The organism is Spirosoma lituiforme (assembly GCF_054776635.1).
The window spans coordinates 1,459,290-1,471,754 of sequence record NZ_BAAHBO010000001.1 but is presented as its reverse complement, the minus strand read 5'-3'; the positions used below and the strand labels follow the sequence as shown (position 1 = coordinate 1,471,754).

Here is a 12,465-nt window from a genome sequence, read left to right as displayed (position 1 = left end):
TCAAGACGAACCTCTCCCAGAATATGGCTGCTGAACCGCTACGCCCGCACTACCATCAATTCTCCCACTCGCTGCTGGCCCTGGCTATCCTGACGGCAGGTATTTACCTGGGGCAGGACATTCTGGTGCCACTGGCTATGGCGGGTCTGATTGCGGTGCTGCTGCGCCCCATCGAGAAAAGACTCATTCGGCTGGGCATTCACAAAGTTATTGCCATTAGTCTGGCGCTGCTCGTGGCCATCATCATCGTATCCGCCGTCACCATAACGCTGTCCATGCAGATATCTGACTTTGCCGACGACCTGCCCAAGATTCGGCAGAACCTGACCGATTTTTTCAGCGATGCCAAGCGATGGATCAGGCGTGAATACAACGTGAGCTATCGGCAACAGGAAAAATACCTCCAGAAAGCGCAGGCTCAAACGCTGGATAGTTTGCAAAGCCCCGATACGCTGGGATTCATCACCGGACCTCTGGGTACGCTGACCTTAATTCCGATTTATGTTTTTCTGCTCCTTTACTACCGTAGCATGCTGCTGCATTTCATTGTCGTGCTTTTTGCCGAAAAACATACGGAGCGTGTGCGGGAAGTCCTGAGCGAGGTAAAAGCCGTTGTTCAGAGTTACATGGTTGGTTTGCTGATCGAAACAGCCTGCGTAGCGGCTCTTAACTCGGTTGGTTTGTTATTTCTGGGTGTGCAGTATGCTGTTTTGTTGGGCATTATGGCGGCCATCCTGAATCTGGTTCCCTACATCGGTGGACTGGTAGCCACGGTACTGACGGTTGTCATTACGTTCAGTAATAATCCCGAAACTTCCATCATTCTGGGGGTGGTCGGGGTGTTTCTGCTCGTTCAATTCATCGATAACAACATTCTGGTTCCCCTGATCGTCGCGTCCAAAGTTCGCATCAACGCCCTTATCTCCATCGTAGGGGTGCTGATTGGTGGTGCTTTGGCCGGTGTATCGGGCATGTTTCTGTCGATCCCAGCCATTGCCATCCTGAAAGTAATTTTTGACCGGGTAGAAGGCCTCCAGCCGTGGGGGGTGCTGCTGGGCGATCAAACACCCGAAGAGGCTGGCAGCAACCTGTTCCGTCTGCCCCGGCGCCGACGAAAAACGCAGACCACCGAGGTCAACGCGCAGGGCTAGCTGTACAACTTTTTGATTACCTCCTGCTGGGTTCGCAGGAACTGGGGCCGCTCGGCCGGTTGATTCATGAGCGTGTTGGGCGGGTATGCACTGTATCGGGCGTAACTATCTGCGTAAAGCTCCAGCCGCTGGCGAGCCAGTTGGTTTCCTATGGCTGGTCGTTGTCGAAACTCGCGCAAAGCCGCCAAATCAATATCGGCATTGGCCACAAGGCTTTCCCCATAAGCCGCTTCGGCCAGTACGATTCCCTTAGGATCGATGATCTTGGAATGACCATTGGTAGAACTGGCTGGCAAGTCATTCCCCGTCACACCTGCTGAGTTGGCCGATACCACGTACGCCATATTTTCGATGGCCCGGGCCTGCTTGGCTATGTTTCTGGGCATCCGTTGGGGACTACCCATGTCTGACGTTGAGTGCAACAAAATCTCGGCCCCACGCATTGCTAAACAACGGGCTACCTCGGGGTACAACATATCCTCCGAAGCAATACAAGCCAGATGACCGATGTTTGTCTTGGCCACTGGAAAAAGTGAATCATAGCCGTAGGCGTCGAGATACAGTTCCCACACATCGTGCGGAGTCGGCGTATACATGGCATTTAGCCGACGATACCTCAACAATATATCGCCGTTGGGGCCAATAATGAAATTGGTCTGAAAATAAAGTTCAGGGAAAAAAGGGTCCTGCTCGTAGGCGTTCCCGGAGAAATAAATTTGCTGCCGCTGCACCATCGCGCTCAGGGCTTCATAGATCCGACCGTCCATGTCGAGAGCCGCCTTCTCGCGCCATTGGTCCACAGTTTCGTTGGTCGGCGGACCCGTCAGAAAAAATTCGGGTACGACCACCAACAACGTGTCACGGCCAATCAGGCCAACGGATGCCGCGATCTGGCGTTCAATACGCTCAATGGATTGAAGCATGATTGCTTCAGCTTCATCTCGGGTCTGGCAAATGTTTACTGTCTGACAAGTTAACTGCAGAGCAAGCGCTTTGTAGGACATAAATCAAGGAGTGACTGGAGGATTTAGGCTGCTAAATAAGGTGTTTCCGCCGAAAAAACCGCGGACAACCCCCTTTAGCACCAATTCGGAACAAATCCGTTGCCTGGGCGATTATCTATCTGTCCTATTTTATGGGCAGTGGGTTGTTTACCTGATTGTTTCCTACATCTGATTACTTAGGCAGCGCATTTTCTTATTTCTTACAACTACCAATCTGTTAAACCTATATACATGACCGTTGACGTACTGGCCATTGCGGCCCATCCCGATGATATTGAAATGACTTGTGCCGGTACCGTTCTTTCGTTGGTGGCGCAGGGGAAAACAGTTGCTGGTGTCGACTTAACCCGGGGAGAACTAGGCACACGCGGAACGCCTGAAATTCGCTTGCAGGAAGCCATGGAAGGGGCCCGAATCATGGGCTTGGTCGCCAGAGAAAATATGGGTTTCCGGGATGCTTTTTTCCGGAATGATGAAGAGCATCAGCTAGCGCTCATCTCGGTGATCCGTCAGTTTCGGCCGGAAATAGTCTTAACGAATACACCCGACGACCGTCATCCCGATCATGGTCGTGCCGCCGAGCTAGTTGCCGATGCCTGCTTTTATGCTGGTCTGCGTCAGATCAAAACGGTGGGGAAAGATGCTAAACCGCAAGAAGCCCACCGGCCTAAATTCATATACAACTTTATCCAGGATCGCTCACTGAAGCCTGATTTTATCGTAGATATTACGCCCTATTGGGAGAAGAAAATAGCCGCTATAAAGGCCTACAAAAGTCAATTTTTCAATCCCGAAAGCACCGAACCTGAGAGCTATATTTCGGGCGAGCCTTTCATGAAATTTCTGGAGTCACGCACTCGTGAACATGGGCACATGATTGGTGCCGAATTCGGCGAAGGGTTCATCAGCCGACGGATGCTGGGCGTGCAGGATTTATTTTCGTTAGTGTAAGGTTTTAACGCATCGTCCTGACGGCTACACAAGACATAAGCAGGTGCAGCCGTCAGGACGATGCTACTGGATGAGCCTAAGGGCAAACGATTCGGTAGAATGTGTAACTCAAGGTTATGGCCGTGTAGGTGTAACTGTCTTTAAGGGCCGGATTGCTCTGGGCTACTTTTGCCATCGTCCTGCCAAATGTATTCTCGCCCAGGCCATCCAGGTAATCATTTTTGGTGAAGCGGGTGCCAAATTCCACGCCAACGCTCCAGGGCCGCTTAATTTCGTATTTAATACCGACGCCCAACGGGTAGGTAACGACCCCGCCAACGCGCACCACTGCATTGCTGAACCGGCACAAACCAATCCCACCAAATATGTAAGGTGACCAATTCGTTTCCCTGGGTGAGGACTTATAGTTCAGGAAGTTGTACTCAAAATCAATTTCCGCTGCACTCAGGTTCGTGCGGAACGAATAATCGCGGGCTTTCTGCAGAGGGTCGTTGCTAACTCGGTCTTCACCCCGAATACCCCCCAGAGATCCAGTTGCCCGCACAGAAAAGGAGCGGGTTGCATTATACCGAAAGAAAAGACTGCCGGCCGGTCTGTAAAACCTAGGATTGAGCGAAGGAGATACATCACCTTTATAAAGCATACCGCCCAAGCCTCCCCCGATCTCAATTTTTTGGGCCTGCACACTCAGGCTGATAAAAAGCCCGACTACAATGAGCCGGGCCTTTCTAAACTCGTTTTGATACATACAGTAGATTCCAGACATCAGGCAAAACCATAACGCTCATTGATGCCTACGATTGCCACGCCCTATAGTTTATGAAGCTGACACACAACTCGAAACAACTGTCTTCAACCATCTTATTTGATAGGAGGACACTTTATTTTACCCGGAATGATGTAATGAATGGAAAAATTAGTCAGCAAATAACCGTCATTAAATTTGCCATCCGTTGAGCGGACGGGCGTATTTAAGGCATCTGAGATAGCCGCCTGTAATTCAGGAGAGCCATTTTGGTATAAGTTTTCCAAGGCTGTATACCGATCCGGAGCATTCTTATAACGAGCAGCAAATTTCTCAAAGCGCCGGTTCGACATCACCGTGGCTACACCCGATGCCGTAGCCGGGTCGGCATAGAGACCGTTGCCTACATCGTCCAGGTAGTCGGTGAAGGTATAGCGGAATCCAATTTCAGCCCCTATATTAAAGTTATCATTTAATTTATACCGCACGCCAAAGCCAACGGGTATCGCTACGGTTACCAGCGAATAGGGCTTTTCTCGGTCCGGCTGTCCTTGCCCTTCCGTATGAAGCGGCTGAAGTTTTACCCACTCCTGACCAGCGTATACATCTGTGCCGGTGCCCGTTGCTACGGGCGTTCTGGCTTCGGGGCTATGGGCTACCAAGGCTAGTCCACCAAATATGTAAGGCGTAAATTTTGCTCTCGATTCGGAGTTTCGGCCATCCTCAATGAAGTTATAGATCCCTGTTACGGCAAACTCTTTCAGGTCGTTGCGGAAGTGCGCGTTTCGGGCATACTGAGCCAGGTATTGTTCAATATTGCTTTTGGCAAAGGTGTAGTCATCACCCGTAATGCGCGCCCAGGTGAATGTAGCACGGGCGGCAAAGTGTGGGGTAAACTGACGGGTATAACCCAGGCCTACATTCCAGCGGGGTAGGGTAACCAGCGACTTAAATGGCTTCCGATATCCCGCCAAGTCGCCAAAATAAGTTGATGTACCCGCACCAAACGAAACGGATGAATACGGAGCGAAGCGCGCATTCTGCCGGCGTTGGGCCGAACTTTCCGTAACTAAACCTGCCAGCAAACAGATTGTCGCAGCGCTTATTACTACCTGTTTATACTTATTCATACTCATTAAATACGTGAATCAACCACGGCTAGCCCGAAAGCCAGCCAATTCCGAAACGGTAGAGGGCTCGCTTTTATTGGCAATGGGCCATAAAAATTATGCCAGAACCGATAAAGGGGTAAAAGTAATCAGATCACACTGAAAGAGCATGAGTAATTACACTCAACAGTTAATTTCGGATGTCCCAGCCCCAATTAAGTTTGCTGCGAAGCGTGTTCAGAAAATTATCATCGCTGAGCTTCACCAGCCTGGCTTTGAACGCTTCTTTCTGAACGCTGATTCTGACCGATGTATCGACCGTATACGAGCGGGAATCCAGGGCTGCCAGGAAGTTACCACTCCGGCTTTCGACCTCGAAAGCCAGCTGGCACGTGTCCATAACAATCATGGGCCGAACGTTGAGGTTATGCGGGCTGATGGGTGTAATAATAAAGCTCTCTGTCTGGGGTAACAGAACCGGACCACCACAGCTAAGCGAATAACCGGTTGATCCTGAGGGTGTTGATATAATTAACCCATCGGCCCAGTACGAATTCAGAAACTCTCCGTCGAGGTACGAGTGTACCGTAATCATTGAGGAAGTTTGCGTTCGGGTAATTGTAAAGTCATTCAGGCCGAAAGGCAGCTTGCCAAAAATGTCCTGACTTGACCGTACACTCACCAGCGTACGTTCGTCGATGGTGTACTGCCCGTTAAAGATGGCGTCAATCATCAGACGTACCGAAGCCGGGGCCACCGTGGCCAGGAATCCTAAGCGGCCTATGTTGATACCGATAATGGGAATTTGCCGGGAGCCAACATGCGTAACGGCGTCGAGCAGCGTACCATCGCCCCCCAGGCTAAAAATAAAGTCGGCATCCGCAACGCCTTCATCAACCGTGTAAGTAGACTGGCTATAGTGCGCTACGCCCGCATTATCCAGATAATCGCGGTAATCCAGCGAAATGATTACTTCCGTTTGCCGCCGGGCCAGTTCCTCAAACATCGATTGGATGTAAGGCCGTGCTGGTTCGGGAAAGTTGCGCCCGTGAATGGCGATTTTCATAGATGAGCGTTTACAGTTCGCGGGGTGAGGCAGACGGATAATCCATCCAGGTAAAACTCAACCCGAGAACGTCGAAACTAGGTATTAAGGTAACGAAGCAGCAGATCGAGCCGCTCCTGATCAATGCTTTCTACAGGGGCGTTGGCAAAGGCCGCTTCGATCCGGTAGCCAAACCGCTCCAGGGTCGATATGACGGGGGTAATGTCACGGCGATTCAGTTTGAGCGTCAGCCGTGACCGGTCAGGCATGCCAAAAGCCGCGCTGGAAAAATAGCTGCTGATAATCTTGACATTATTGGTCTCAATCAGTCGACTGATTTCCGTCAGTGAGTAATCCCGCTCGTTCATATTCAGGATCAGAATGGCACCCATTTCCTGAATTCCCAAATCCTGAGCAAACTTTTTGAGTAGTTCGTTTACAGAAATGGTGCCGATAAACTCACGACCTTCGCCAAGAACCGCAATCACCTGCATCTGGTGCTGAACCGCCAGCCCCAATACTTCAAGCATGTGTTGATCCTCACTAACGTAAGTCTGTTCAAACAGGCACATCACCTCCTGCAAAGGTCGCTCATCATCAGCAACGTCCATAAGCAGTTCTTCGCTTACAATGCCCCGGTAGTCACCCTGATCGGTCAATATGAGTTGACCAATACGGTGCTCTTCCATCCAAGCCAGTGCCTGCCCAACCGGGTCGGTTGGCTTCAGAGCCGGAAGCATGGGATCAATTAGTTCGGCAGCCAGCATAGTTAATAGAAAGTCGTATGATAAACAGTACCTGTTTGCCGAAAACTACGGAAATTCTCGCATAGTTTTCATTTTTAGTCCAGGAACAGACATTTATGTTTCCGGTACATACCATCCACTCAGGCCACCAGCTCGGTTACTGGATTTTTGGCCAGCCAGTTATCCAGTAGCTCATTGAATCGGTTCGGGCATTCCATCATGGGTGCATGGCAGCACTTATCAATAAAATGCAATTCCGAATCGGCAATCAGCCGGTTAAATTCGTGGCCTACTTCGGCGGGTGTGATGGTATCGTTTAGCCCCCAAACAAGCAGCGTAGGCACTTGAATTTTGGACAGATCTTTGGCTACATTGTTGCGCTGTGCCGACTTGGCGATGGCCACAATGCTCATGCATTTGGGAATACTGCTGGTAATTTCGAAAACTTCATCGATCAGTTCTTTCGAAGCTACCGCCGGATCGTAGAACGTGTAGGCTACGCGCTCGGCAATGTAGTCGTAACTGCCCCGTTTGGGAAATGATCCGCCCATTCCGTTCTCAAACAGGCCTGAGCTACCCGTTAAGACCAAACGACGAACCTGCTCCGGGTTTTTAAATGTATACAGAATCGCCAGATGGCCGCCCAGTGAATTGCCCAGCAAGGTTAAGTCGTCCAGCGATTTCAGGGCAACAAACTTCTCGATGTAAGCGACCAGTCCTTCCAGACTGGCCTGCCGGATGGGCATTTCATAAATGGGCAATAATGGGATGATGACTCTGTAGCGATCCGAAAATGTGTTAATAACGCTGTCCCAGTTGCTAAGCGCGCCAAACAGGCCATGCAGCAGGAGCAACACATCACCCTGACCTTCGTCGACAAAGCGGAAACCGGCTTCTTCCCGAATTTGATAGTTCATGCGTACTGTGTGGTTAAGGTTGTGGTGGTGGTATTCTCTTTAGGGGTAAACAATATAAAATCAATCCAGTTTTCGATCAGCGCCAATCCATGCTCCGTCAGGGCGGCTTCCGGATGAAACTGCACGCCCCACAAAGGCAACCATCGATGGCGCAGGGCCATAACCTCATTCTGTTCGGTATAGGCGATTCCAATTAACTGCGCGGGCAGGTCTTCTAAAACAAGGGAATGATAACGGGTTACGCCAAACTTAGGCGGCAACCCCCGCCATAAGGCATCATCCGGTTGTGTTCGAATGGTCGATACTTTTCCGTGCATGGGCCGATTCGCCTGAACAAGTGTTGCCCCAAAGAATTCGCCGAGTGCCTGGTGGCCCAAACAAACGCCCAGTATGGGCACTCGTTGGTAGTAATGCTCAATCACCGCCAGCAGATGCCCCGCCTGCCGAGGAACCCCCGGTCCGGGCGACAACACAACCGCGTCGACAGGCCCGTCGATCAGGGAATCCCAAGGTTCATCGTTTCTCACTACCCGGCAATGAGCACCCGCCTGCTGCAGGTAATCAACCAGCATGTACGTAAATGAATCGAAATTATCAACCACTAATACGTCCATACTGCTATAACGCAAATCGTTTTGACAAAATTAATGGTTCTCGAAAAAAGCAACAACTTTTATTTTTCTTCGTCTGATTATCAAATAATTAAATAATAGGTAAAGTTGAATAGTGCAATTTATATAAAAAAAGTACTACCTAACTTCGGTTTTGCTCACGGATTGGTGCGCATTGCGCTTAATTTTGGGCTTAATTCGTAAACTCAAGTCTCACGATATGCCCATAGATTCGTCCAGTCAGCCTGGCGGACCGGTTGATAAACCCGTCCTTATCATTGGTGCCGGTATGGCCGGACTAACGTGCGCTGTTTACCTCAAACAGGCTGGTATAAAGGCGCTTTTGCTTGAAGCCAGCGATGGCGTAGGGGGCAGGGTTCGTACGGATGTAGTGGATGGGTTCCGGCTCGACCGGGGATTTCAAATTTTCCTGACTGCTTACCCCGAAGCTAAACGATTATTGAATTACTCGGCGCTCGATCTACGAGCATTTCGGTCGGGGGCGCTTATTCATCAGCAGGCCGAGCCGACATGGATAAGCCTGCTAAACCCCGTTCAGGAACCTCTTTCGGTTTTTCAAACGCTGCTGTCGCCCGTTGGTACGTTTGGGGATAAGCTGCGTATTGTGGAACTTCTCCGCCGGACACAGGAACTTCCGTTGTACGAATTGTTTCGGCAAACCCCGACAACTACGCTGGCCCTTCTGCACGAGATCGGCTTTTCCGATCAGATAATCGATCGGTTCTTCCGGCCGTTTTTCGGGGGGGTATTTCTGGAAGATACACTGACTACATCGAGCAATTTCTTCGAGTTCTGCTTTCGTATGTTCTTTCTGGGCGATGCTGCCGTACCAGCTGAGGGGATCGGCGCCATTCCGAATCAATTAGCCAGTCGACTGGGAGCCGATCAGATTCGGCTGCAAACGACCGTTCAACGGGTTCCGGGACATACCGTTCACCTGGATTCTGGCGAAACCCTGACGGGACGTGCTGTGGTACTGGCCGTCGATGCAGCGCAGGCCGCTCGCATATCGGGTCGGGCAGCCCCGCCGGAACAGGCTTTCAACCACACAACCTGCACCTATTTCGCGGTTCGCTCTGATCAATTTACGGATGAGCAGGCGCATAAAAAACTTTTATTGCTGAATACCCACCGCAGTTCGGCCGTTCATAATGTTGCCATCATGAGCGATGTAGCTCCTTCCTATGCTCCAGCCGGCCAAACCCTGGTGTCGGTTAGTACGCAGGGCCTGGTTATGGTTGATGAACCGGAATTGACCCGCAAAATCAGAGCAGAACTTAGTAATTGGTTTGGGGAGGGTGTACGCCAATGGCGGCACCTGCGAACGTACCACATTCCGCAGGCTCTGCCCGCCTATAACCCGTCTCAGGCAGGAAATGACATTACACGGCAGTCGCTCCGGCTGGCAGATGGTTTGTATCAATGCGGGGATCAGACCACTTATCCATCACTCAATGGTGCCATGCAAACAGGCCGGGAGGTGGCTGAATTGATTATCGAAGGTATTTAACCGAACGGGGGACAGTTTTGGTAAACTGTCCCCCGTTCGGTTAGCCCATACATCAGCTACTGCTTGGCGTAGAAAGGATCCAGGAACAGGTAACGTGCCCGATTCGTTTCTGTTTCGAGCTTTGGATTCACGTCGATATGCATAAACTGCACACTGTTGCCTGCGTTGGCGGCTGACCATTTGGGCAGTCCAGCGCCATTGGGGTTCGCTGTTTTTATAAAGTTGGCAAAGTAATTCTGCATCAGCTCCGATACCTTATAGTCTTCCGGTGTCCAGGCGTATACTTTATTGCCAGCCAGATTGCCCATCGCGTACTCGATCTCGGCCGAGTGGACGGCACCACGTGAAGGGGCTATCTTAACTGCGTTGGCATCCGTTGATTTAACAACGCCACCCGCCAGACCGGGTGCTGCGTTGCCCATCTCGGGCGTCATGGCCGGCCGGGGGCGGGAATAGTAGTAGCGATACACGGGTTTGCCACCGCCCGTTTTGATTTGCATATCCGCCCATTTCCAGGTGCTGTAAGCCAGAAAACGATCACTGGACAAGGCCGTAGCCGATTCCAGAATCTCTTCTTCCGTATTACCCGGATAGAGTTTCAGGACTTCATCGGCCTTGTCGTTATAAAGTTTTTTTACGGCGTTGGCGTAATTTTCCGGTGTCGGTTTTTCCTGACCCAGCACCGCCCGATAATTCATTTCTTCCGAGTTCCAGCCAACCAGTAAGGGTACGTGTGCCTGCTCACCAGCCGTGAAGATTTCCAGCGGAGTTTTTGGGAAGAAATAGCCATCAATCGTAGCCGAAAAACGGGGCGTACTGGGTTTTGCCGTTGCTTCCAGCAGTTGCTCGGCTGGAATGGCCCGCAGTTGTGCCAGCGAACTTGCCCCAACAGCCGTCGAAAACGCCGTGCCTGATTCTTCGCCTTTGGCCTGTGGAACAGGCGGTAAGCCGCCCAGCAGGGAACCACTTTCGCCAATGGCACCGGCAATCAGATTCTTCGATAAAGGCGATACCATCAACGCGCTTACGGCAATGGACCCCGCCGATTCACCGGCAATCGTTACCCGGTTCGGATCGCCCCCGAAAGCAGCAATGTTCTGCTTCACCCAGCGCAGGGCGGCTGCCATATCCAGGTAAGCGTAATTTCCGGACGAGTGGTTAGGCGACTCTTTTGTCAATTCAGGGTGGGCAAAGAAGCCGAACACACCCAGGCGGTAATTAACCGTTAATGCCACAATACCCTTCTTCGCCATACTCTCGCCATCATAGCGAGCCTCGGAGCCATCGCCAGCCATAAAGCCACCTCCGTAGAAATACACCAGTACGGGCAGCGGTTTCCCGCCGGGATTTTCGGTGGCCGACTTGGCGGGTGTCCAAACATTGAGGTAAAGACAATCTTCGCTCATACCATCTGAACGAAAACCCATGTCGCCAAAAATAGCCCGCTGCATGGCCCGTGGGCCAAACTTATCGGCCTTTCGGGTAGTCTGCCAGTTCTTAACCGGCTGGGGCTCCTTCCAGCGTAGCTCGCCAACGGGCGGTTGCGCAAAGGGAACGCCTTTGAAGGCGCGGATACCGCTTGGTTCCAGAACGCCTTCCAGAACGCCATTGGCTGTTTTGACTTGTGGCGCGGAGCCTGTCTTGGCCGACTGGGCCATCGTACCATGCGCCAGTGGCAGCGTTAGCAACGATAAAATGATCAGGGTTTTCATGTAATTTGGTTTAGTGTAAACGCGAGAAGTATCGAACCGGCCAGCTAGTCCGACGCGGTCACGAAGCGACGGTCCGGCTATTGTCTCATTCTGTGACAATAATAAAAAACTAAATTGAGACCACCCAATTTTTTGTTACTTGCGCATCCTAACTGTTACGCGTATGCCGCATCAATTAACGCCAGAGGAGCAAAGTCCCAATGGAAATGATTTCCTGCCGGGTCTGGCGCTGGACTTTGTTGTTTTTGGCTTTCATCAGAACCAGCTGAAAATTCTCCTGCTCGAATACCAGAATACGAACCTGTTTGCCTTGCCCGGGGGCTTCATCCGTCGCGACGAAAACCTGAACGATGCTGCCCGGCGGGTGCTGGCCGAACGAACAAGCCTTACGGATATTTATCTGGAACAGTTTTACATTTTTGGGGATCTGGCCCGGCATGACAAAGCGCCTTTGCGGGCTATTATGGAAGCCAAAGGGCTGGCCCCAACGGACGATCACTGGTTGCTGGATCGGTTTGTTTCGGTCGGTTATTATGCGCTGATCGATTTTACAAAAGCCATACCGATTCCGGATCCGCTTTCCGATACGTGCGACTGGTATGATCTGGCCACGCTGCCCACGCTTATGTTAGACCACGAGGCCATCGTTCAGAAAGCCCTGGACACGTTACGGACGGATCTCGATCGCAAACTGGTTGGCGTTACTCGCTGGGCCGCGCCACTGCTGGCTGAAACGTTTACGATGGCTGATCTGCAACATCTTTATGAGACGATTTTAGGCCAGCCATTACGCCGGTCAAGTTTCCAGCGTAAAATACTGAGCCTGGATATCGTTGAGCGGCTTGACAAAAAGTACAGTGGGGGGGCTCACAAAGCGCCTTTTCTGTATCGGTTTATTTAAAAAAACAGGCCATACTGGTCTGCTCAACGGCCAGTCTGCTTT

12 protein-coding genes are annotated in these 12,465 nt (G+C 51.3%); 4 read left to right on the top strand and 8 right to left on the bottom strand.

Annotated features, from left to right (window positions below; genetic code table 11):
- Positions 1 to 23 precede the first annotated feature (23 nt).
- Entirely contained in the window at positions 24 to 1,151 is a 1,128-nt protein-coding gene (locus ACYU87_RS06260) for an AI-2E family transporter (protein ID WP_461133166.1), read from the top strand.
- On the opposite strand, the gene ACYU87_RS06255 is transcribed toward ACYU87_RS06260, so the two are convergent.
- Positions 1,148 to 2,155 (bottom strand): nitrilase-related carbon-nitrogen hydrolase, encoded by a 1,008-nt coding sequence (locus ACYU87_RS06255; protein ID WP_461133165.1) that lies wholly within the window; start codon positions 2,153 to 2,155, stop codon positions 1,148 to 1,150. The genes ACYU87_RS06260 and ACYU87_RS06255 overlap by 4 nt on opposite strands.
- A gap of 231 nt (positions 2,156 to 2,386) precedes the next feature.
- Here ACYU87_RS06255 and bshB1 point away from each other — a divergent pair, with 231 nt between their 5' ends.
- Positions 2,387 to 3,106: a bacillithiol biosynthesis deacetylase BshB1 gene (bshB1, locus tag ACYU87_RS06250; RefSeq protein ID WP_461133164.1), complete on the top strand. Its 720-nt coding sequence runs from the start codon at positions 2,387 to 2,389 to the stop codon at positions 3,104 to 3,106.
- A gap of 76 nt (positions 3,107 to 3,182) precedes the next feature.
- Here the strand turns inward: bshB1 and porG are convergent, their stop codons facing one another.
- The 6 genes from porG to ACYU87_RS06220 all read right to left on the bottom strand — a co-directional run bounded on the left by porG (position 3,183) and on the right by ACYU87_RS06220 (position 8,282).
- Complete coding sequence (gene porG / locus ACYU87_RS06245; protein WP_461133163.1) at positions 3,183 to 3,854, bottom strand: type IX secretion system protein PorG; 672 nt, start codon at positions 3,852 to 3,854, stop codon at positions 3,183 to 3,185.
- 113 nt (positions 3,855 to 3,967) lie between these two features.
- Positions 3,968 to 4,981: a DUF6089 family protein gene (locus ACYU87_RS06240; RefSeq protein WP_461133162.1), complete on the bottom strand. Its 1,014-nt coding sequence runs from the start codon at positions 4,979 to 4,981 to the stop codon at positions 3,968 to 3,970.
- A 169-nt stretch (positions 4,982 to 5,150) separates the two neighbouring features.
- Positions 5,151 to 6,026: an NAD kinase gene (locus tag ACYU87_RS06235; protein WP_461133161.1), complete on the bottom strand. Its 876-nt coding sequence runs from the start codon at positions 6,024 to 6,026 to the stop codon at positions 5,151 to 5,153.
- A 77-nt stretch (positions 6,027 to 6,103) separates the two neighbouring features.
- On the bottom strand, positions 6,104 to 6,772 hold the full coding sequence (locus ACYU87_RS06230) for a CBS domain-containing protein (RefSeq protein WP_461133160.1): 669 nt from the start codon (positions 6,770 to 6,772) through the stop codon (positions 6,104 to 6,106).
- Positions 6,773 to 6,891: 119 nt separating this feature from the next.
- The gene (locus tag ACYU87_RS06225) at positions 6,892 to 7,668 is read right to left on the bottom strand and encodes an alpha/beta fold hydrolase (protein ID WP_461133159.1); all 777 of its coding nucleotides are present in this window, start codon (positions 7,666 to 7,668) and stop codon (positions 6,892 to 6,894) included.
- Positions 7,665 to 8,282, bottom strand: a complete 618-nt coding sequence (locus ACYU87_RS06220) for an anthranilate synthase component II (RefSeq protein ID WP_461133158.1) — start codon at positions 8,280 to 8,282, stop codon at positions 7,665 to 7,667. The genes ACYU87_RS06225 and ACYU87_RS06220 overlap by 4 nt, the downstream gene beginning before the upstream one ends.
- Before the next feature lie 217 nt (positions 8,283 to 8,499).
- On the opposite strand from ACYU87_RS06220, the gene ACYU87_RS06215 reads away from it, so the two are divergent.
- Positions 8,500 to 9,810 (top strand): NAD(P)/FAD-dependent oxidoreductase, encoded by a 1,311-nt coding sequence (locus ACYU87_RS06215; protein WP_461133157.1) that lies wholly within the window; start codon positions 8,500 to 8,502, stop codon positions 9,808 to 9,810.
- Between the two features lie 56 nt (positions 9,811 to 9,866).
- Here the strand turns inward: ACYU87_RS06215 and ACYU87_RS06210 are convergent, their stop codons facing one another.
- A complete protein-coding gene (locus ACYU87_RS06210; RefSeq protein ID WP_461133156.1) occupies positions 9,867 to 11,522 on the bottom strand; it encodes a carboxylesterase/lipase family protein in 1,656 nt (551 codons plus the stop codon).
- A gap of 163 nt (positions 11,523 to 11,685) precedes the next feature.
- Here ACYU87_RS06210 and ACYU87_RS06205 point away from each other — a divergent pair, with 163 nt between their 5' ends.
- Complete coding sequence (locus ACYU87_RS06205) at positions 11,686 to 12,423, top strand: NUDIX hydrolase (RefSeq protein WP_461133155.1); 738 nt, start codon at positions 11,686 to 11,688, stop codon at positions 12,421 to 12,423.
- Positions 12,424 to 12,465 lie beyond the last annotated feature (42 nt).

Bases quoted from the DNA above. Each gene is read 5' to 3' on its own strand.
- ACYU87_RS06210 (WP_461133156.1), bottom strand. From the start codon at position 11,522: ATGAAAACCCTGATCATTTTATCGTTGCTAACGCTGCCACTGGCGCAT.
- ACYU87_RS06225 (WP_461133159.1), bottom strand. From the start codon at position 7,668: ATGAACTATCAAATTCGGGAAGAAGCCGGTTTCCGCTTTGTCGACGAA.
- ACYU87_RS06240 (WP_461133162.1), bottom strand. From the start codon at position 4,981: ATGAATAAGTATAAACAGGTAGTAATAAGCGCTGCGACAATCTGTTTG.
- bshB1 (WP_461133164.1), top strand. From the start codon at position 2,387: ATGACCGTTGACGTACTGGCCATTGCGGCCCATCCCGATGATATTGAA.
- porG (WP_461133163.1), bottom strand. From the start codon at position 3,854: ATGTATCAAAACGAGTTTAGAAAGGCCCGGCTCATTGTAGTCGGGCTT.
- ACYU87_RS06205 (WP_461133155.1), top strand. From the start codon at position 11,686: ATGCCGCATCAATTAACGCCAGAGGAGCAAAGTCCCAATGGAAATGAT.
- ACYU87_RS06215 (WP_461133157.1), top strand. From the start codon at position 8,500: ATGCCCATAGATTCGTCCAGTCAGCCTGGCGGACCGGTTGATAAACCC.
- ACYU87_RS06230 (WP_461133160.1), bottom strand. From the start codon at position 6,772: ATGCTGGCTGCCGAACTAATTGATCCCATGCTTCCGGCTCTGAAGCCA.
- ACYU87_RS06220 (WP_461133158.1), bottom strand. From the start codon at position 8,282: ATGGACGTATTAGTGGTTGATAATTTCGATTCATTTACGTACATGCTG.
- ACYU87_RS06255 (WP_461133165.1), bottom strand. From the start codon at position 2,155: ATGTCCTACAAAGCGCTTGCTCTGCAGTTAACTTGTCAGACAGTAAAC.
- ACYU87_RS06260 (WP_461133166.1), top strand. From the start codon at position 24: ATGGCTGCTGAACCGCTACGCCCGCACTACCATCAATTCTCCCACTCG.
- ACYU87_RS06235 (WP_461133161.1), bottom strand. From the start codon at position 6,026: ATGAAAATCGCCATTCACGGGCGCAACTTTCCCGAACCAGCACGGCCT.